This window comes from Paraburkholderia sp. SIMBA_054, from assembly GCF_046534875.1.
GTDB lineage: Bacteria > Pseudomonadota > Gammaproteobacteria > Burkholderiales > Burkholderiaceae > Paraburkholderia > Paraburkholderia hospita.
Genome location: NZ_JAWRXV010000071.1, coordinates 18,646 through 38,405, shown reverse-complemented (window position 1 = coordinate 38,405; position 19,760 = coordinate 18,646). Strand labels below are relative to the sequence as shown.

Annotated in this window: 19 protein-coding genes; 4 read left to right on the top strand and 15 right to left on the bottom strand. The window is 62.2% G+C overall.

The genetic code is table 11. The features are described 5' to 3' along the window. Positions 1–404: 404 nt before the first annotated feature. The 3 genes from SB822_RS46795 to SB822_RS46785 form a co-directional block, all read right to left on the bottom strand. Positions 405–881, bottom strand: coding sequence for a 2,4'-dihydroxyacetophenone dioxygenase family protein (locus SB822_RS46795; RefSeq protein WP_410857874.1), 477 nt, complete (start codon positions 879–881; stop codon positions 405–407). 108 nt (positions 882–989) lie between these two features. Beyond that, a complete protein-coding gene (locus SB822_RS46790; protein ID WP_410857873.1) occupies positions 990–1,949 on the bottom strand; it encodes a TauD/TfdA dioxygenase family protein in 960 nt (319 codons plus the stop codon). A gap of 340 nt (positions 1,950–2,289) precedes the next feature. Further along, positions 2,290–3,324 carry an AraC family transcriptional regulator gene (locus SB822_RS46785; protein ID WP_410857872.1) on the bottom strand — a complete coding sequence of 345 codons (1,035 nt, stop codon included), beginning with the start codon at positions 3,322–3,324 and terminating at the stop codon, positions 2,290–2,292. A 108-nt stretch (positions 3,325–3,432) separates the two neighbouring features. On the opposite strand from SB822_RS46785, the gene SB822_RS46780 reads away from it, so the two are divergent. Further along, positions 3,433–4,473 carry an alpha/beta fold hydrolase gene (locus SB822_RS46780; protein ID WP_410857871.1) on the top strand — a complete coding sequence of 347 codons (1,041 nt, stop codon included), beginning with the start codon at positions 3,433–3,435 and terminating at the stop codon, positions 4,471–4,473. 335 nt (positions 4,474–4,808) lie between these two features. On the opposite strand, the gene SB822_RS46775 is transcribed toward SB822_RS46780, so the two are convergent. From SB822_RS46775 to SB822_RS46765, 3 genes are all read right to left on the bottom strand, one after another. Next, positions 4,809–5,021: a hypothetical protein gene (locus tag SB822_RS46775; RefSeq protein ID WP_410857870.1), complete on the bottom strand. Its 213-nt coding sequence runs from the start codon at positions 5,019–5,021 to the stop codon at positions 4,809–4,811. A 75-nt stretch (positions 5,022–5,096) separates the two neighbouring features. Further along, positions 5,097–5,915, bottom strand: a complete 819-nt coding sequence (locus SB822_RS46770) for a tetratricopeptide repeat protein (protein WP_410857869.1) — start codon at positions 5,913–5,915, stop codon at positions 5,097–5,099. 1 nt (position 5,916) lies between these two features. Next, positions 5,917–6,843, bottom strand: coding sequence for a Ku protein (locus SB822_RS46765; protein ID WP_410857868.1), 927 nt, complete (start codon positions 6,841–6,843; stop codon positions 5,917–5,919). A gap of 105 nt (positions 6,844–6,948) precedes the next feature. Between SB822_RS46765 and ligD the strand changes: the two genes are divergently transcribed. From ligD to SB822_RS46750, 3 genes are all read left to right on the top strand, one after another. After that, a complete protein-coding gene (gene ligD / locus SB822_RS46760; RefSeq protein WP_410857867.1) occupies positions 6,949–8,853 on the top strand; it encodes a DNA ligase D in 1,905 nt (634 codons plus the stop codon). Positions 8,854–9,017: 164 nt separating this feature from the next. Continuing rightward, a complete protein-coding gene (locus tag SB822_RS46755; RefSeq protein ID WP_410857866.1) occupies positions 9,018–10,037 on the top strand; it encodes a DUF6685 family protein in 1,020 nt (339 codons plus the stop codon). Positions 10,038–10,119: 82 nt separating this feature from the next. Continuing rightward, positions 10,120–10,509 carry a hypothetical protein gene (locus SB822_RS46750; protein WP_410857865.1) on the top strand — a complete coding sequence of 130 codons (390 nt, stop codon included), beginning with the start codon at positions 10,120–10,122 and terminating at the stop codon, positions 10,507–10,509. A gap of 92 nt (positions 10,510–10,601) precedes the next feature. Here the strand turns inward: SB822_RS46750 and SB822_RS46745 are convergent, their stop codons facing one another. From SB822_RS46745 to SB822_RS46705, 9 genes are all read right to left on the bottom strand, one after another. Further along, a complete protein-coding gene (locus SB822_RS46745; RefSeq protein WP_410857864.1) occupies positions 10,602–11,147 on the bottom strand; it encodes a hypothetical protein in 546 nt (181 codons plus the stop codon). Positions 11,148–11,203: 56 nt separating this feature from the next. After that, positions 11,204–11,503, bottom strand: coding sequence for a DUF2471 family protein (locus SB822_RS46740; protein WP_410857863.1), 300 nt, complete (start codon positions 11,501–11,503; stop codon positions 11,204–11,206). A 22-nt stretch (positions 11,504–11,525) separates the two neighbouring features. Beyond that, positions 11,526–14,672: an error-prone DNA polymerase gene (locus SB822_RS46735; protein ID WP_410857862.1), complete on the bottom strand. Its 3,147-nt coding sequence runs from the start codon at positions 14,670–14,672 to the stop codon at positions 11,526–11,528. A 3-nt stretch (positions 14,673–14,675) separates the two neighbouring features. After that, on the bottom strand, positions 14,676–16,148 hold the full coding sequence (locus SB822_RS46730; protein WP_410857861.1) for a Y-family DNA polymerase: 1,473 nt from the start codon (positions 16,146–16,148) through the stop codon (positions 14,676–14,678). After that, on the bottom strand, positions 16,078–16,785 hold the full coding sequence (imuA, locus tag SB822_RS46725) for a translesion DNA synthesis-associated protein ImuA (RefSeq protein WP_410857860.1): 708 nt from the start codon (positions 16,783–16,785) through the stop codon (positions 16,078–16,080). Before imuA ends, SB822_RS46730 begins: the two co-directional genes overlap by 71 nt. Positions 16,786–17,040: 255 nt before the next feature. Continuing rightward, positions 17,041–17,502 carry a hypothetical protein gene (locus SB822_RS46720; protein ID WP_410857859.1) on the bottom strand — a complete coding sequence of 154 codons (462 nt, stop codon included), beginning with the start codon at positions 17,500–17,502 and terminating at the stop codon, positions 17,041–17,043. A 218-nt stretch (positions 17,503–17,720) separates the two neighbouring features. Then, entirely contained in the window at positions 17,721–17,984 is a 264-nt protein-coding gene (locus SB822_RS46715) for a hypothetical protein (protein WP_410857858.1), read from the bottom strand. Between the two features lie 65 nt (positions 17,985–18,049). Continuing rightward, positions 18,050–18,505 (bottom strand): hypothetical protein, encoded by a 456-nt coding sequence (locus SB822_RS46710; protein ID WP_410857857.1) that lies wholly within the window; start codon positions 18,503–18,505, stop codon positions 18,050–18,052. A 95-nt stretch (positions 18,506–18,600) separates the two neighbouring features. Next, the gene (locus tag SB822_RS46705) at positions 18,601–19,542 is read right to left on the bottom strand and encodes a tyrosine-type recombinase/integrase (RefSeq protein WP_410857856.1); all 942 of its coding nucleotides are present in this window, start codon (positions 19,540–19,542) and stop codon (positions 18,601–18,603) included. Between the last annotated feature and the right edge of the window lie 218 nt (positions 19,543–19,760).

Genomic DNA, 19,760 nt, shown 5'->3' with positions numbered 1-19,760 from the left:
ACCGATCAAGAACGGACACCAGAATGTCCGCTGGACAGTAAAAGTAAATGACTCTTTGTGGCCTGTGGCCGAACCCGGTCCGACATAGAACGGCCGGCGTGGTCGGCCATTGATCGGCAGCGTCCGGCAGCAGTCGGACCCGGAGCCGTCGTTTCCCAACGCATCGGGGGAACGGCGGCTTTGCGATCTGAGCCGCCCCTCGTCGGCTCGCGCCGTAGCCGTTATAGGCGATACGGGACGGGGAGGCGAACGCCCGATGGAGATTGAGACTCTCCAAAACCGAAAAATGGCACAAGAGAGAGCGGCGACGCCGGTTTCTCGACTTCTACAGAAGTTCAGTGAACCTGTTAGTAGAGTGTTCTTCGCCGACGATTACGCCGCAGTATTCGCGGATGAAATCCAGATCAGTTGAACGCCGTGAGGTCTTTCGGCTTGATGCCATGCTGCTCGCAGTAGGCGAGATAGCGCTGCAGTCCGCTCTTCCAGTTTTCGAGCGCGACGATGTTGTCGTTCCCGTCGAGGAACAGGAGATCGCCGGTCATCTGAACCAGCATGACCGCATGCCCTTTTCCGCCTTCCGTGACGATTTCAGGGGTGTGGGTCGATGCGGCGGTCTCGTACACGACGCTGCCGGGCCTCGCGATCCAGTCGTGCTCCTTGTATTTCCACTGGCCTTCGATCGTGTAGACCATGACCGTACCGGTGTGGTGGTGCCTGGGCAGTTGCATGTCGAGCGGCGCCTTCATCAGTACGATCACTTCACCCCGGATCGGGTCAAGCTTGAAGTATTTCAGCAGGACGTTGTCTGCATAGGGCGTAAACGGTACCCACGGCAGCGATTCGCCATCGATGAGGGAGGTGTCGACCTGTTCGTGAAGCATATCTGTCTCCATTTTGTGGTGGTGGTCGAAAACTGGTAAGCGTACCAGGGCTGCCCGTCTGTTCCTGATGGGCGGGTGCCCTGGATACGCCGGAGGAAACTGTTCGCCCTATGCCAGCGGGGTGCCCGAGAGGGTGGCGCGCAGCATCTTTCTTGGCTCATTACCGTAGTCCGCCACGGCGTAGTGCTGAACCTGCAGGTTGTCCCACATGGCAACCGTGTTGGTTCGCCACTTCAGGCGTACCTGGTATTCCGGAATCGCGGCCTGAGAGGTCAGATAGTTCATCAGGTGATGAGCCTCCGGCATGAAGTCCTGGCCGTACCGGATGTCCTCGAAGTTGAAGAAATTCGAGAAATGCGTCGTGAACCCCGAGTTGACGAACAACACCTTTTCACCCGTCTCCGGATGGGTGAGCACCACCGGATGCTCGGCGCCAGGGTTCTTCGCGGCCATCGCGTGACGTTCTTCGATCGGCATCTGGGCGAGAAAGACATGCTCGGCACTGTGCTTTGCATACAGGCCGTCGATCCGTTGCTTGATGGTGTCGGGCAGCTTTTCATAGGCCATCACCATGTTGGACCATATGGTGTCGCCGCCTGTCTCCGGACCCAGTTCGCGCCGCAGCACCGCGCCGCGGGGTGGCGCCTTCTTGAAGGTCACGTCGGCATGCCAGAGGTTTTCGCGGCTGGCTTTTTCGACGAAGCTCTTCGGCTTGCTCGGGTCGAGATTGCGGTACAGCATCAGCAGCTTGTCCGCCTCTGGATGGCTCGGCGCGAGGGGATGGCCTTCCAGTTCGGCGAATTGCGCGGCGAAGTTCTGTTGCTCCATCGGCGTAATGTTCTGATCGCGGAAGAACAGGACTTTATGCTTCAGCCACAGCGCCCGGATTTCGGCGATGGCGTCGGGGTCCAGGGCGGCATCAGCGAGGCTGATGTTGCTGAGTTCGGCGCCGATGGCGGGCGTGCAAATCTCCACCTTGATCGAATGCTGGCGCACTGATGGCCGGACAATGGCTGGTGCCAGCGTGGTTTGGGAAGCAGTGTCTTCGGTTGCGGCAGTTGCTGTCATTGATGTCTCCGATCTGTGCTGGTGCGGCGGCGAGCACTATGTGCGTCCGGCAGATGTAGCTGGCCTGTCAGCGGGCAGGGGCACCGTTTCGTTTGGGCCACGGGACTCATAATAGGCGGTGCGGCCACGATGCTATTGATTTAACGCGCCAATTTCTTTGCATATTGGGACGCGAGGCCAGGGCCCATGGCTGGAAAGCCGATAGCGATAACGCTCCCGTGCAGTCGCGGAAGCAGGCGGGGATCTGTAACGTCAGGAATGTGCAGGGTGCGGCCGGTTCAGGCCGTGTGGCTAGCTGGGATGACGAAGGGACGCGTCAGACGTCCTCGAACCTGGCGTCCTACTTATGCGAGATGGGCCCGGCTGCCACCTTGCTCTGCCGGTAGTGGGCAGCCCACTCCGAGGGTGTCTTACCAAACTGGCCGCGGAACCAGCGAGAAAGTTCACAGGCAGAGGAAAAGCCAAGGAGTTCGGCGACTTCATACAACTTGCGTTCGCTGTTGGCCAGATACTCCGCGGCGAGTTCAGCCCGTACAGCATTGATGATCGTTGTGACACTCTCGCCCTCGGCCGCCAGGTGCCGATTAAGGGTGCGTCGATGCATGCCAAGATGCTGGGCAACCCGATCGACCGAACACAGTCCGCCTGGCAGCAGCATCCTGACGATCTGGCGCGCCCGCTGCGTGGGCTCGTCGCGCAGGCTAGCCAACTGCACGTCCAGCCATCGTTTCATTTCGCGATTCAGCGCCGGGTCTGCCGCAGGGATGGGCATGTCCAGGTCGCGGCTGCGGCAAACGATGGCATTGCATTCCTGTGAAAACTCGATCGCGGTTCTCAGCACGCGGCGGTGCACTTCAAGGCTGGCGGGTCGCGCGTGGGTGAAACTGATCTTTGCCGGCTGGAAGGTGTCGTGGGCCAGCACTCTCAACGTCCGCAATGCGATACCAGTCGACTGTTCGATAGCCTGGCGCCAGACGCCATGGCCCTGCAAATTCACACCTATATGCAGCAGTGCGACGTCGCCCGCATCGTCAAGCCGCAATTGCACGCCGGCGTTATGCAGGCGCATATAGCGGCCGAAAAATTGCACTGCTGCGCGCAGCGTGGGCTCTTCCCGGATCGCCAGCGCCAGCATGCCCAGATTGGCCAGGCTTCTCGTTTCCGCGAGCAACAGCCCGAAGGCCTCCTGGCCGGACAGACGGGCCGACTCCTCCAGCAGCCACCCCACCGAATCGGCACTAATCATCATATCTGGATCGATGAGGACCTTCGGCGGCAGCCTGGCCAGCCGCAGCATCAGAAACGGATCGAGCCCCACTGAATGGGCAACGTGCGCATAGTCGGTAAGGCTGGCACTTCGCGTCAGGGTATGCACCGACGTCACCTGTCCCAATTGCTCAAACTTATGTCCTGGTAAGTATAGAAGGGAACTCATGTCAGAGCTATCTTTGAGGCCGAGAACTTCAACAGCTGGAGGTAGACAATGGACACAAACGCTGCACTGCGCATCGGTCAGCCGCGCGCCGCATTGGGGCAAGTGGATGCCGACGACCCCGCCGCATTCAACCACTGCTTTGCCGAAGTCAATGGCATTCGCATGCATTACATCGACGAGGGGCAGGGCCCGCTCGTTATTCTGCTGCATGGTTTTCCATACCTGTGGTACATGTGGCGCCGCCAGATCGGGGTGTTAGCCGAGGCCGGCTTTCGGGTCGTCGTCCCCGATCAACGGGGATTCGGGCAAACCGATCGGCCGGATTCCATTGAAGCCTACGACATGAGCCAGTCAGTCGGAGACATGGTTGGCTTGATGAAGGCTCTGGATGAAAAGACCGCGGTAATCGTCGGACACGACCTGGGCGCATGGGTGGCTCAGGCGGCGGCCATGCTGAGGCCAGACCTGTTCCGCGGCCTCGTGATGCTCAATACCCCGGTGCCACCGCGCGGAAAGGTCAAACCGACCGTCGGTTTGCGGGAGATGGCGAAAGGCAGGGTGTATCACCACCTGTACTTCCAGCAGATCGGCAAGCCGGATCGCGAGTTGGCCAGCGATCCGCGCAAGACGTTGCGCAGCATCTTCTACTCGGTCTCCGGCAGCGCCGTCGGCACCGAGCGTTGGCGCATGTTCATCGAAGCCGGTGAGCCCATTCTCAATGCCTTCACTGAGCCGAAGGAGTTCCCGTCATGGTTAAGCGCACGGGCGATCGACTACTACGTGGATGAATACACGCGCACAGGCTTTACCGGTGCCCTGAATCACTACCGCTGTCGCGACCGCAACTGGGAAATCACAGCGTTTCTGGACGGCGCGGTGGTCCGCCAGCCGAGCCTGTTCATCGGTGGCACTGCCGACCCTTCCCTTGAACCGATCGAAATTCGTGGAATCTACGACCAGTTCGACACCTATTTGTCCGGATTGCAGAAGAAGGTGCTGCTCCCCGGCGTGGGCCATGCTGCAGCGGAAGAAAGCGTTGATCAGGTTAACGAATTGCTCCTGGAATTTCTCGGGCAGCTGGAGCGCTAGCGTCCAGGTTCTTCGCTAGCGGTGGGTGTAACCGGGAGCACCAGCGGCAGCGTCGGCACGGGTGACCGCAAGCGTGTCGAAGCGGCATAGAGGCGGCAGAAACGATTGCGAACAGCGGTCCGTTATCTGAGCGGAGCGGCCATTCGAATGACCGAGCGACCGCGAACGCGAACGGCAGCTAGTGGCCGCAAATTGCCAATCGATGTGCAATCGGCGTTGGCTTCGCCGGTGCCCGCTGCGGGAACCGGCGAAAGCGCGATTTGAGCGGCTCGGAAGAGCCCGCCCGCCGCCACCGGCCAGCGTCTCCGCTGGCCCGCTTATTCGCCTCCGGTCTGTCACTTGTCGCCGCTGCCGAGTTCGCTGTGCTTGTGCGAATGCGTCGCACCGTGCACAAGCTCATAGACCGCGCCTTTGCCGGTACGTGTCGGCGGGAAATGTTCGCCCTCGACGCATGTCACTTCGAACCCTGCCTTGCTGTCGCCTTCGTGAACGACTTTGTAAATCCCGGATGTTTTCACGATCTCGCCGGGCTTGTGCTGCTCTGCCATAGCTCGCCTCCCTATCAATCGGACGATAACAAAAAGGGGACAGCAAGCCTGATGCCCGACGGGTTGGGAAGCCCCTCAACCGTCGCGGTTCAATGTCCGGTAGGCGTTGTAGTGGCGGATCGCCTGTGTCTGCTGGCCCAGTTCCTCATGGATGCGCGCCGCGTTGAAATGCGCGTCTGCGAAGTCGTGTTTCAGTTCGATGCTGCGCCGGTATGCGATGAGAGCCTGTTCGAGGCGCCCCGAGTCTTCCAGCGCCACGCCGAGATTGAAGTGAAGCAGGTGATGGTCCGGGTTTTCGAGCAGGGCGCTGCGCCATACCTCGATAGCGTCGTCGTAGCGGCCGCACTCCGACAGCAGGCATCCAAGGTTCAGGTACGCGTCGAGATAGGTCCGGTCCGACTCGATGGCGCGCCGGTAGCCGGCTTCGGCGCCGTCGACATCGCCCTCAGCTTCCCTTGCAGCAGCGTCCGCGAATTCGTCGGGCGCGCGGCGCTTTTGAATCTCCGTGACGTTGCCGGTACCGCCGCATGCGGGCGTCGGCTCAAAATCGAGCAGCAACTGGCCAGTATGGGCGTCCCACGGCCCGGCGCGGTCCTGCACGGCCACGTCGGCACCAACGGCAGTGATCCGGATCGCCGTGAGGTCCTTGTCGGGTGACCAGGTCGCGCGCAGGTTTTCCAGAGCTCGCACGATCTTGCGCGGTGGGATGCCCGCCTTTCTCAACGAATGGGCGGTGCGCAGCATGACGACGTCGCGGAACGAAAACAGCGTCTCCCGGCCATGGCCGCGCGCCGGCTGGACGAAGCCGCCAGCGACGAGCTGGGTGATCACTGTTCGCGAGACGCCCAGCATCCGCTGCACGTCACGCATGCGGAAACGCTCTTCGCGGGTCATGCTATTTGCGGGTTCCTGTCTTTCTGGCCGGTGCGGGCGCGGCGGGCATTTCCGCAGTTGCAGTACGGCGCGCCGACTTGCGCTGCTTCGGCGCGGCAGGCTCGGCGGCTGGGGCGGCGGCCTCCGGTTTCTGCCGGGTCGCAGGCGTGGCGCTGCCCTTCAGGCTCGCCCGCAAAGCCTCGACGAGGTCGATGATCTCCGCGCCCTCGGGCTGCGCGGCGGGCTGCAGGGTGATCTTCTTTCCCGCGATTTTCTGGTCGATCGCGGCGAGCAGGCGCTCCTTTTCCTCGTCCTTAAACTGCGTCGGGTCATACGAATCGACGCGGTACTGCTCGATAAGCTGTTCGGCGAGCTTCAGTTCCGCGGGCAGCACCTCCGGCTTGTCAATGCCGATCGCCGACTGTGCCCGTACCTCGTCGGCGTACAGAAGCTGCTGGAGGATGAGCCCGTCCGGTCCGGAACGCACCTGCGCGACGTTCTGTTTTCCCTTCATCACGAACTTGGCGAGCGCGCAGGTGCCGGTTTCGGTCATTGCCTGCGCGAGTAGCTGATAGGGCTTCGCGCCGCGCTTGTCGGGGCCGAGATAGTAAGCCTTGTCGAAATAGATCGGATCAATCGCGTCGGCCGGAAGGAAGGCGACAATGTCAATGCTGTGGCTGGCGGTCGCCTCGAAGGCCTCGAGCTCGGACGGCTCGAAGACGACGTATTTGTCCTTCTCGAACTCGTATCCTTTGACGGTATCTGAACGCTCGACCACGGCCTGATGAGCGGGGCAGTAGAGCTGCTGGCGTACCCGGGCGCCGCAATCCTTGTGCAACATATTGAAGCTGACCGCAGACTTGGATTCCGTGGCCGAGAACATGCGGCAGGGAATCGAAACAAGTCCAAAGCTGATGGTCATCGAGGCGATCGAACGCGGAGCGGCCATGACATTCTCCCGTTGGCAGGCGCTCCCGTTCGCAGCAATTTCCCGGCCAGCGCGCCTGGCTGGAACAGTCAGCGCGACGCCGATGGGATTTGGGAGGCGGAACAGGTGGCGCGTAGAACGAGAGTACCCGATCAGGCGGACGAGAGCCAGGTGGACAGCCTGCCGGACATCATCCGGCCGCAACTCGCCACGCTCGTCGATCGGCCGCCGGTCGGCTCGAATTGGTCGTACGAGATCAAGTTCGATGGCTATCGAATGCTGTGCCGTATCGACAACGGCTCGGTGACATTGTTCACGCGCAACGGTCACGACTGGACCGGGAAGATGCCTGTCCTAGCGGAAGCATTCGCCCGCCTGCCCGTCAGCCAGGCATGGATCGATGGGGAGGTGGTGGCGCTCAATAAAGCCGACGTCCCCGACTTCTCGGCTTTGCAAAATGCCTTCGCCAGGCGTCGCACGGCAGGCCTGACGTTTTTCGCTTTCGACATGATGTTTCTGGATGGCGCGGACCTCCGACGGGCCAAGCTCCACGACAGGCAAGCCGCATTGCGGCAGTTGCTTGCTGGCGTCGACGACGCACATATACGGCTTAGCAACACGTTCAACGACGGCGTCGAATCCTTGCTCGACTCGGCCTGTCGGATGGGCCTTGAAGGTCTCATCGGCAAACGGATCGACCGCCCCTATACGGAAGGCCGCTCGCCCGACTGGGCCAAGGTGAAATGCCTACAACGGCAGGAATTCGTCGTCGGCGGTATCAGCCGGAGCGCGGGAGCGGCAGCAGGCATTCGCTCGTTGCTGCTCGGCGTGTATGAACGCGATGGCGGGTTTCGCTTCTCAGGTTCGGTTAAGGCGACGTTGCGGCCCGCACAGATGCGCGCTCTGCGCGAGCGTCTCGAACCGGGCGCCGAATCGCCGTTCTTTAACCCGCCGAAGCCTGAGCGAGGACGGGAGATCGTCTGGATGCGGCCACATGTAGTTGTCGAAGTATCGTTCCTTGAATGGACTTCGTCCGGGGAGATCCGTCACGGCGTCCTGAAGGCGCTACGCGACGACAAGGAGGCAGACGAAGTCCATGAAGAGAAGCCGGTTGCCCCGCCCGCGACAGGCATTCGTCGCGGTGCGAGTTCGAGCGTGGCCGGAACGACAATCACCAACGCTTCGCGCATCGTTGATCCATCGACGGGCCTCAAGAAAGCGGACGTCGTCCGGTACTTTGACGCGGTTGCCGATTACCTCTTGCCGTACGTCAAGGACAGGCCCCTCATGATCGTGCGCGCGCCCGATGGGATCAATGGCGAGATGTTTTATCAGAAGCACGCAGAAGGGCAGCGCCTGAAAGCCGTTACGCAGTTGCCGGAGTCGATGCACCCCGGTCATGCGCCGCTACTGGTTGCGAACACGCGAGAAGCGTTGCTGGAGCTTGCGCAACTCAACACGATCGAGATTCACGCGTGGAACGCGACTGCGCCCGACCTCGATCATCCCGACCGCTTCATTCTCGATCTCGACCCCGATCCGCAACTCGACTGGAGCGTTATGGTTGAAGCCGCAACGCTTACGCGGGTTGTGCTGGACGAACTCGGACTGCAGTCGCACTGCAAGACCAGCGGAGGGAAGGGCGTGCACATCATCGTGCCGCTTGCGCCGGTCCATACGTGGCAGGAGGTGAAGGGATTCAGTCACGCGATTGCACGACATCTTGCGAAGGTCATTCCGCAACGCTTTTCAGCCGTGTCGGGCCCGCGGAATCGCATCGGCAAGATTTTTGTGGATTACCTGCGAAATGGAAAAGGCGCAACGACAGCGATCGCCTTGTCTCCTCGTGCCAGACCCGGGCTTCCGATATCGATGCCGATCAAGTGGGACGAGTTGCTGGAACTCAGTGGTGCCGCCGACTGGAACGTCATGACGGGCATCGCAGAAGCCAGGCTGAGGTCAGGCGAAGAGACCGCCGGCGCCGGTCGGCAGGTGTTCACCGACAAAATGCGGCGATTGATTCGCGCGTAGACAAGGTGCGCCTAGTCAAGAAAGAGGGCGCAGTGGCCGATAAGACGTTGTTGGACGACCGTTGGCACGACGAGCATGCCGCCTACCGGAAGGTGATCGGTATCAATGAAGTCGGCTCGGAGCTTCGGTAGCGTTACGCGCGCCGCGCATCTTGCGAAGTGTTCGTGACGCAAGAGAACAGAACGGAAAAACACACATTGGCCATTTCACAACGGGGAAGCAGCGTGACGTCGATCTTAAAATTGCTGGCCGATAGCGTACAGGAACACTTTGGACGGCCCGTAAAGCTTCAGCGGTTGCTTGCGGCGACTCTGGACCTCCCTACAAGGTTGAGCGAATCAGCGCCGTGCATTCTTGCGTCAAGTGTGCCGGCGTGGCATCGCCTAAACGATGGCATTTCGCTCAACTTCCACGATCGGTTACCAGGCGGCACGTTGATGGGTTGGAAGCGTATCGGCGGGGACTACCGTGGCTTTAAGATTCACCGTCCAGAGTATGAGCAGATTTGTGTCGAGACGACTGTTAAAGGCTGGTGGTGCGACATTTCCGACGTGCACGGCTTTAGCGGGTCGAAGTCGAAGCTGTCTGAATTTTCTTCGACTGACGCGATGGTTGAGCGTAACAGTCGGAACATGATCGACGAGATTACTCCTGAGAAGCTTGCAGAGAATCTCGCACACGACGAGATCCGCATACTGCACAGGAAGAAAACGACTGACCACTTCGCCTGCTATCAATGGGACGGGCGCCTCTGGCTGATGAACTGTGGTGGGTCGCATCATTTTGCAGCGGCCAAATACATTGCCTCACGTCTGCCGCAGCGCGTGCCTCTGCAAGCGGACCTGCGCGTGTATGCCCTTAATGAAGAGGCAATTTCCTCGCTTCGTCGCGACTTCGAGATGTTCGTCGTGCCCAACCACGCCGCATTTTCGAACGGTTTCGTTGATGCGATGCGCAGCTTCGGCGCGACGTGGCATCGGCACGGAATGCCTGCGCCATACAACCAGACGCGGGCCATTCTTTTGCCGCGGGGTGAGCGTCGTTCGATGCATGTCGCAGAAGAGTTTGCCAAAGCCGGGGTCGTGGATCTTGGGCGACTCCTTTCCGACTTGGCGGCTAACCAGCATGAATCGATCGACCGACTTCGTGATCAATCAGTCCATCGACCGCCGGTGCGCATTTAGCAGAAGAGGTGCATCCCAAAATGTCGAAGAATCCGGTAAGCGCCGGCGGTGCCGGTATAGCCCCTTCTTTTAAGGAAACCAAATGCAGACATTGCTTGCGGCAAAAAAAGCGTATGACGAGGACAAAGGTAACGACCCGATCCGACTCTCCGACTATGTTGCGGTCCTGGACGCATTCGAGTCCATCGTCGTGAAGGTTCGGGTGCCAGACTCCTACGAAACGGATTTCCGTAGGAACCTGCCAGCCGGCGGTTGGAGAGGTCTTGAAGTTGCGCCTACGCTGAAGGATCGGATTGACGACGTAAGGGCATTCGTGAGGATCAATCCGGTATATAGCCCCGCGGGCGCCGCACTTCTGGCCAATGTGCTTGCGTGCACGCAGCTGTGCGCCGAGCAGGGCATCGATGTGCAGGGTGTCATGTCCGGCCTAGAGTCGACGCTTGTTCGAGTCGGCCGGGGTGAGTTGCGCTAGGAAAATAGGCTAAATCATCGGCACGCTGGCCAATCTGGAGGCGTGCGATAAGGTGCCGACAGTGCAACAGCCCGCGGCACCCAGTTAACATCTCATGGCTGCCGCCGTCGCAACACCCAGTCACGCACCTCGGCGCGCGAACTGTAGTTCGGTTCCTTCAGCCACGCCTCAAAAGCCTCGCGCCGCTCTTGCCATTCGCAATCGTCGAGGTCGAATTCCTCTTCGATCCGGTCGGGGTCGTCGTCGCAAAGGTGCGCGAAAACGAGATCTTTGCCGTTCCACCACGCGATGCATAGGTCGTCGAGTTCTGCGACCGTTCCCAGTGGAAGATCACGCAGTAGCATCCCTACTTGCAGTTTGAACGCCGAGACTGCGACCTCGTCATCCTCTCGTCGATGAGACACGCCTGCTAATGCGGCCGCGCTACTTTGTCTGCTCTCGTCGGCAGGTTTCCATGCCGACAGATAACCGTACTTTGTCCAGAGGAAAGGAAGGCGGCCCACTTCAGCCTCGGACAAGCCCGAGTAGCTGCAGAAGTGGTCGAAATCCTCCAGCACTGTGTGGCCGTGCGCGCTTTTCAGATCACCGATCACCTCGAGCAGCAGCGCAATGCCTTTCTCCGGATCTCTGTAACACATGGAATGCCTCCTTCAAGTCAAACTCCGTTCAGCATCCGACGTTCCACCGGCCGCACTTAATGTACCAGCCGCCATGCGCGGTCGATCGCCGAGAAGACTATCGGCACGAAGTCATGGCCCTCGAATGAAACGGGCCGGTCGTCGTTGGGATAGGAGAGGGCGGCGGGCGCGCAGATCATCTGCAGCAGCCGGTCGTTGAACCGTCCCTCCGCGCGGACCTCGGTCAACACCTCTTCCTCGATCTGGTGGATCAACTTCCAGGTGCGGACGCCTTTGCTGCGGTGCCGTGCGACGACGTGCGGGAGTACTGCTTCGACGGCGGCCTGTGCGTCAAACAGCACGTTGTAGTTTCCCATCGGTCATTCCTTTTCGTTGGGTTCAGTGAAAATTTCGGCTCGCCGTCGGCAGTTCGCCGAGGAGATGTGAGACGTCGACGAGCCGTTGTGCCACGAGATGCTTCACATCCCCCTGACGCTGCCACACACCATAGACGGCGAGCAATGACGAGCCGAGCGCCTCGCGCCGCTGCCGTTCGACCACCGACTGCCAGACGATCACGTTCACAGACCCCGTCTCGTCCTCGAGCGTCATGAACATGACGCCGTTCGCGGTACCGGGGCGCTGGCGTACGGTGACGATGCCGCACGCCCGCGCGAGCTGGCCGTCGCGATAGCGCGACAGCGCTTCGGCAGGCATCAGGCGCATCGAGAGCAGCTTCTTGCGCAGCAGCGCGAGCGGATGGCGGCCTAGTGTCAGGCCCGTCGAACGGTAGTCGGCGATCAGGTCCTGTCCTTCGCTTGGCGCGACCAACGTGGGCGCTTCCTCCTCGCGCGCCGTCGCGCGCAACAGATCCTTTTCCGGGACGGCGGCGACGGCTGCCCATAATGCCTGCCGCCGGTCGCCCGCGAGCGCCCTCAGCGCGTTGGCGGCCGCGAGCACCTGCAGGTCATGGCGATCGAGCTGCGCCCGGTTCGCGAGGTCCGCGACGTCGCGGAACGGCTTCACCGCGCGCGCCGCTTCGATGCGCTGCGCGGTTTCCTCACGCATGCCGCGGATCATGGACATGCCCAGACGCACAGGCACCATGCTGCCGTCGCCTTCCATCGTTGAATCCCAGTCGCTGACGGTCACGTCGACGGGCAGCACGCCGACGCCGTGACGCTTCGCATCCTGAACCAGTTGCGACGGTGAATAGAAGCCCATTGGCTGGCTGTTGAGCATTGCGCACAGGAACGCTGCTGGCTCATGGCGCTTGAGCCAGCAGCTTGCGTAGACGAGCAGTGCAAAGCTCGCCGCGTGGCTCTCGGGAAAGCCGTACTCGCCGAAGCCCTGGATCTGCGCAAAGATGGACTCGGCGAACCCGCGGTCGTAGCCGCGCTGGAGCATCCCTTCGACGATGCGGTCGTGATAGTGCTGCAGGCCGCCCTTGCGCTTCCATGCGGCCATCGCCCGGCGCAGCTGATCCGCCTCGCCCGCACTGAAGCCTGCCGCGAGCATTGCGACCTGCATCACCTGCTCCTGGAAGATCGGCACGCCTAGCGTACGTTTCAGCGCCTGTTCGACGTCAGGACTCGGATAACTTACGGGTTCCAATCCCTGCCGCCGGCGGAGGTACGGATGGACCATGCCGCCCTGCACAGGGCCGGGACGTACGATCGCGACTTCGATCACAAGGTCGTAGAACTCGCGCGGTTTCAGGCGCGGCAGCATGCTCATCTGTGCGCGCGACTCGATCTGGAACACGCCGACGGTATCGGCTGCGCAGATCATGTCGTAGGTGGCCTCGTCCTCCGGCGGAATGTCCTGCATCTCGAACGGCTCGCCGCGCTGCTGCGACACCAGGTCAAGCGTGCGGCGGATCGCCGACAGCATGCCGAGCGCGAGCACGTCGATTTTCAGCAGGCCGAGCGCTTCCAGATCGTCCTTGTCCCACTGGATCACGGTGCGATCCTGCATCGACGCATTTTCGACGGGCACGAGCCGCGAGAGCTTACCTCGCGCGATTACGAAGCCGCCTGTGTGCTGCGACAGGTGACGGGGAAAGCCGAGCAGTGTCGCGGCGAGCGTCGCCCACTGCTGGATCATCGGCGTCTCAGGGTCGAGTCCGCTATCAACGAAGCGACGGATAAGATCGGCGCTCGAATCAAACCAGTGATGCTCCTTGGCGACGCGATCGACGATCACCGGATCGATCCCGAGCGCCTTGCCGGAATCGCGGATCGCGGAGCGCGGTCGATAGGTTGTCACGGCGGCCGCGAGCGCCGCGCGGGTCCGCGTGTATTTACGGTAGATGTACTGGATGACCTCTTCCCGTCTCTGGTGCTCAAAATCGACGTCGATGTCCGGGGGTTCTCCACGCTCTTTGCTGATGAAGCGCTCGAAAAGCATGCTGCTCCGATCGGGATCGACCTCTGTGACGCCCAGACAAAAGCAGACTGCCGAATTGGCCGCCGAGCCGCGCCCCTGACACAGGATGCCCTCGTTGCGCGCGAAGCGCACGATGTCGTACACCGTCAGGAAGTACGGCTCGTACTTCAGGTCGGCGATCAGCGACAGTTCGTGCTCGATCTGGGTCTGAACGCTGTGCGGAATGCCGCGCGGATAGCGCCGCTGGGCGCCCAGATAGGTCTCGCGTCGCAGATAGGCGGTCGGCGTGGTGCCAGGCGGCACGAGTTCGTCGGGGTACTCATAGCGGAGCTCGTCGAGCTTGAACGTGCAGCGCGACGCGATGTTCAGCGTCTGTGCAAGCGCGTCCACCGCATAGACGTTGGCCAGCCTCAACCGTGAGCGAAGATGCTGTTCGGCGTTCGGCGACAGCTCGAACCCGCATTCGGTCACGGGCCGGTTCAGGCGGATCGCCGTCAGTGTGTCCTGCAACGGCTTGCGCGAACGCACATGCATCAGCACCTGGCCGGTGGCCACCACGTTCAGTCCATGCCGCTCGGCGACGTCATAGACGGTATTGCGATGCAGGTCATCGAGCGCGCGGGCGTGCAGAGTGAGCCCGATCCAGCAGCGGTCCGTGCTGAACGTCTGTGCCGCCCATAGCGCCTGCGCGTCAAGGCGCACATCCTTCGCGGGGTACTCGGGCGTCAAAACGATCAGGCAGTCGGGCAGCGCGCGCAGATGCGTGAAAGGCGGATCGGGATGGTCGAGGTCGTGCGGGTACACGACATACGTGCCCTTGGCCTTGCGCGTGCGCGCAAGCGTGATGAGTTCGGACAGGTTGCCGTAGCCATCGCGGTTCTGGGCAATCGCGGTGAAGGCTAGGGCAGGTGAGCCGTCCGCGTTCGTGACGCGGAAGTGCGCGCCGACCAGCAGCTTGATCCCCGCTTCCTTCGCAGCGACGAGCGCGCGGACGATGCCTGCAAGCGAGCACTCGTCGGTGATCGCAATTGCCTCGTACCCGAGCTGCGCCGCGCGCGCGGCCAGTTCCTCGGCATGCGAAGCACCGTGCAGGAATGTGAAGTTGGATGCGCACTGCAACTCGGCATAGCCGGGCAGGCCGAACGAAGCGGGCAGCATGACTTATCCGAACAGCCCATGCAGGAACCAGCGCGGCTCGTCCTCGTCGACGGCGCCGATGCGCTCGCGGTAGATCCAGTAGCAGATGTGGTCGTCGGCCTCGGCAACGAAGTAGTCACGCGTCACCGGCTCTCCCTCGAACCACCCCGCTTCGACGCGCTCGCCGGATGACACCGTGCGCAATGGGGAGCCGTAAAACGGTCGCTCGCCGCGCATCAGCAGCTTGATGGGCGACTCCAGCAGCCAGGCGGGGCGGGGCGTGTCCGTCGCCGGCGCGACGTACTTTGCCTTGTCCGTGACGGGCACCCAGCGCGCGGCTACTTCCGGACGGTGGTCGGCGACGGGCGCGGGCTTCAGCACGTTTTCTGCGCCGAGCCGCGCGACCAGCAGTTCCAGCAGGCGCGCGTGATCCGCCGCCGTGCCGCCCGGCTCGGGAAACAGCGAGTCCGAGGCTGGTTCGGCTTCCTTCACTTCCTGCACGACTAGCTGCAGCGCGATCACGGCTGCGGCGAGTTCGACACGGCCCAGCCGTTCTTTCAGCAGGCGCATCAGGTGGTCTTCGCGCCACGTCGGCTCGGCGAGCGCCACCTCGATCGTTGTCGGGGCGATCGAATCGCGCCCGCGCTCATGTTCGAGCAGCAGCGCAATGCGTGTGACGGCAAGCTGCTTTTGCGACAGCCAGCCCGTTAGCTGGACGACGAGCCGGCGGGCCGCAAAAAGACAGGCTTCGGCGTGCTCAATGCTATCGGGCAGCTCGACGCGCGCCTGAAAGGTCGGCGGCGTTTCATACCATTCGTACACTTCGGGTGCCACTCCGTTGGCGCGGTCCAGCACATCGAGGAGTGCCGTGCCGCAGCGTTTTTTCAGTCCCGCACGGGGCAGGCGCATCAGCTGGCCGACCGTCTCGCAGCCGATGCCCGTCAGCCAGTCGAAATGACGTCGGGCGGGCGTCGGCAGGCTGACCGGCAGTCCGGCGAGGGCGCGCGAGAGGGAACGGTGCGACAACGCAACGCCACCGCGGTACCGCGCCAGCAGCCATGCCGCCTGTCCCGTTGGAGCGACGCTGATCGTGGCCGTAACCCCGATCGCGTCGGCAACTCGCCGCGCCATGCGACGTACCGAGCGGATGCCGCCGAAGAGCCGCAGACTCGCTGACACGTCGATGAGCACCGTGCTCTCCTCGGCGATCACGACCTGCGGTGACAGGTTCAGCAGTCCGGTGGCGATCCCGCGCACAGCGTTGACTTCCGCCGTACTGTCGCGCTCCTGCATGACCGTGGCCGGCGAGAGCGTGAGGACGCCGCCGCGCCGCATGCCGATGCAGACCCCGTCCGCGCGTGCGCATGGGTCGGCGGCAATGACGCGCTCCTTTTCGAGCACGGCAAGGCCTGCGCCGTCATCGGGCTCATGCGACCACTTCGGCCGGAACACTTCGAGGCACAACAACGGGAGATGGACGCCTATCCACAGTTGCATTGCGTTTTACGTTCAGGATTGGAGAGGGCGTCAGGGCGACGAACAGCGGTTCATCGCGGGCGGGGCCGCGGCGCTTCAGAAACTGGACATCGACGCCGCCTTTGGCCGCACGGATCGCAAGGCGCAACGGGGCAGGCGAGGCGTCGCGTGTCGTCGCGAGCGGTCGCGCCATGAAAAAGAGCGACTCGGACGTTTGCGCGGCCAGATGCAGTCGCCGCACCGCCTCGGGCCGCACGTGCTGCTGCCAGAATACGAGCGCGCCACAGGTGCCCGCACGCAGAATCTGCTCGGCAGCCCACAGCGCGTCGGCCGTCTTCGGCGCTTTCACCATCATCAGATTGGAGGCATCCAGGCCCCACCATGCGAACGCCGTCGGCTGGACGTTGTGCGGCGGCTGCAGGAGCACGACCGGCTTAGATCCAAGGCGCTCGAAGGCAGGTCGCAGTAGACGCAGTTCCCCGCAGCCCGTCTGCTGGACCAGCAGATCGGTCAGTGCGCCGCGTGGCCAGCCGCCGCCGGGCAATTCCGCCGTAAGTGCGTCATCGCCGCAAGGGATGACCCGCGATGCAGCGCGGGCCAACTGGTTTCCTTTCCAGAGCCCGGGGTGTATCGCTTCGGGTAGCATGACGGCGCTCATCGCTCTCCCCTCAAAACACTGTATATATAAACAGTAGTATAGCCTGGTAACGCGCCCCTTACATCGCCCGTGCGAAGCGACGTGGCTTTCGAGGCGGGTACGCCAAATGCTGCGATCGGGATGCAATCCCGCGCCGTCAGGTCGCGTGGACTGCACAGCCGGCCCACTTCATGGCGACACGTACAGGCAGTCGGCTGAGTTGAAAGCCAGGCGCTTATCACGACGCCTGGCTTTTTTTAGCCGGCGACGCCCCGTCTAGCGCCGTCCGAACGTGCCGTGACGGGGTTTCCGGGGGTGGCCAGAGGCGGCGCTGCGCCGGGCAGGCGCGCGAGTATCGGGCGCACCGGACTTCAGCCACGCGGCGACATCTGTCCGGACCTTGCCCACAAAACCGATGGCATCCTGAACCGCCTCTGCCGTCGACAACTGCTGCGCGATGTCGTCGGGCACTGCACCGACCGCCATCAAGACCGCCCGGCCAGCCACAAGACGTTCCGTCGTCGTGCTGCCATGCGTAAGGGTCAGAAGAAAAGCGGGCTGATCTTCGGCGTCCGGGTCGTATGCAATATCAACCGACGAATCCGGCTCTGCCGCGTCTTGCCATAGCGTGTAGAGGTCAGGCGCTGCGCAGTCCGTCAGTTCCGCAGCCCTGTCGAATCCGTCATTCACCTTTACGACCGTGTGCCCGACCGGATCAATGAGATAAAAGTGGAACACGCCCGCCTCCTCGCCGCACACCTACACCCACGATAGGCTACGGAGGGAGCAATTTGTCGGCCAGCGGGCGGGCGGGGCTAGTGCTGCAGGCTGCCGCGTGCCGCAGGGAGGCCCGTTCGCCCCAAAGTACTAGAAAATCGTCGGCGCGCGCGTTACATACCGGGATTTCCACAGCCTCAGTTGGTGTCACGCAAAATCTGCTCGGTCGCGATGAAGCGTCAGTCGTCTTGTTCGTACTCGTCGTCAGTTCGCCCGTAGATCCGCGGCCAAGGCCACGGTTCGAGCGCCCAGGCTGGCGGATGATCGACGAGTTCAAAGCCGTGTTCGCGCGGCTCATCGAAAATGTCGTCGGCCGTCTCTTCCAGAATTTGCTGCATGTAGTCGACGTCACGAACGCTCATTGGATGCCACCGTTTGTGGTAGCGATCCTGCCCGGCGATCACTTTTCGCGCCGAAAGATCGATGATGATCCGGTGCGACATATACGGATCGCTCGCCCACAGCGACTCCCACCGACCGACGGCGTATTGAGGACGCCGGCGGCTGTTCATCGCAGCATTCTCGCAACAACGTCACTTGCTGGCTTTCCGCCGTCGTAGTCCACGTAAAACGCGACCGAGCCGCCAACCACGTCGATAGAGCGGATGTGGATCGGCTGGTCGGAGGTGCCCGGGGGACGCGGTGCGCGACCGCCGTGGCCCTTCAACTCCAGCGCGTTGTAGGTGATGGGGTAGTCGGTCAATTGCGCGCCGGTTTGAACCACGAGCCAGATGCAGTCGTGACGCACGCCCGTCAGTTCGCCGTCGATGATCCTGTTCAGGATCACGTCGATTGCCGTGGGAAGGTCGGTGCTTTCCGGCTGGGTCGGCTCATCAGCAACGAGATGAACGATCGCGCGCACAAGTCGCGAGGTCTTTGCGAGCACGATGCGGTAGCGCGTGGCGCGCGGCTCCCGGTTCTGCGCTGGATAGATGATGTCCCTGAAGGCGCTTTTGTAGATCATGACTGAAACCCCGTATGTGTGGCCGCACCCCTGTACGGCTCACTCACCAGGCTACGCGTCGCGGGCCAAAGTCAAGGCGACGGTTCGCGCGACAGCTAGGCAGTGTCGGCCGTCCGGTCGTCGTCATCGCCGGGGTCAAGGATGGTTTCCCGTAACCGCGTGGCCGTCCTGCGGCTCGACAGGCCCAACAGGTTGCTCACCTGTTCGTTGGTCTTGCCTTCCAGCAGGTGCCTGCGTCCATACGTGTTGCGTAGCAGTCGCGGGCTCTCGTCGTCGGCCGTCGCGCCGACGAGTCGCAGTGCCGCCTGCACACACTGTCCCAGGGTGCCTGGCTTCATCGACTTCCCGCTCGCCGTCGCCATGAACAACAGACCATCGCTGACGGCCTGTCCCTCACGCGCCTTCGCGTAGGCGCGCAGCAGCTCAACTGCGAACGCGTCAATGGGCACGCGGCGCGCGATACGTGGCCCGCGTTTTTTGACGAACACGCTGGGTCGCTTGCCTACCTCAAGATCTCCAACGGTGAGCGCAGTCAGTTCAGCGGCAGTGGTGCCGGTGCCAAGCAGCGCCGCGACGCTTGCACGGTTGCGCATCTCCTTGAACGACTCGAAGTCGACTACGCGGCAAAGCTCCTGCAATCGCGCATCCTCATCCGGCCACAGGAAAACCGGCACCGGCTCGTCTTCCGGCCAGTGTTCTCGCGGAAGCAGGCGTGCGGCCGGGTTGTCGGTCCGCAGGCCGAGCATAGAGAGGTGGCGCGAGAGCCGGTCCAGCAGTTTGAGGTAGCGCAGGCGCGTCGATGTTCCCGGCGCGCAGTCGCGATCCAGATCGGCGAAAAAGCCGTCGATATGGTCAGTGCCGAACTCCGTCACCGCGACGCCGTGGCTTGTCAGATAGCGATGGAATCGGGCAAACATCGAGCGGTGCTGAACAATGGAGCGCTCGGCAAACGCCCGCCTGTCCGCACCGGTGGCTTCTGCCTGCTGCCATTCAGCGTAGGCTGTTTCGGGATCGGACCGCCACAGGTCTGCATTCATAAAATGTATATACTGAAGTCGCGCGCTCCCCATCATAACGAAGCTGGCGCTTCGCCGAAACCGTGCCATCAGGGGCATGGGGTCGCTGCAAGGCGGGTGAGGGGAGACGATTATTCATCTGCGGGCATTGTCGAGAAAGGCATATGCGGCCTATCGTACAGATCGCCACGCAATGTCAAGGCGCGGTTGTGCGCCAGAAACATGAGACCTCTATGAGC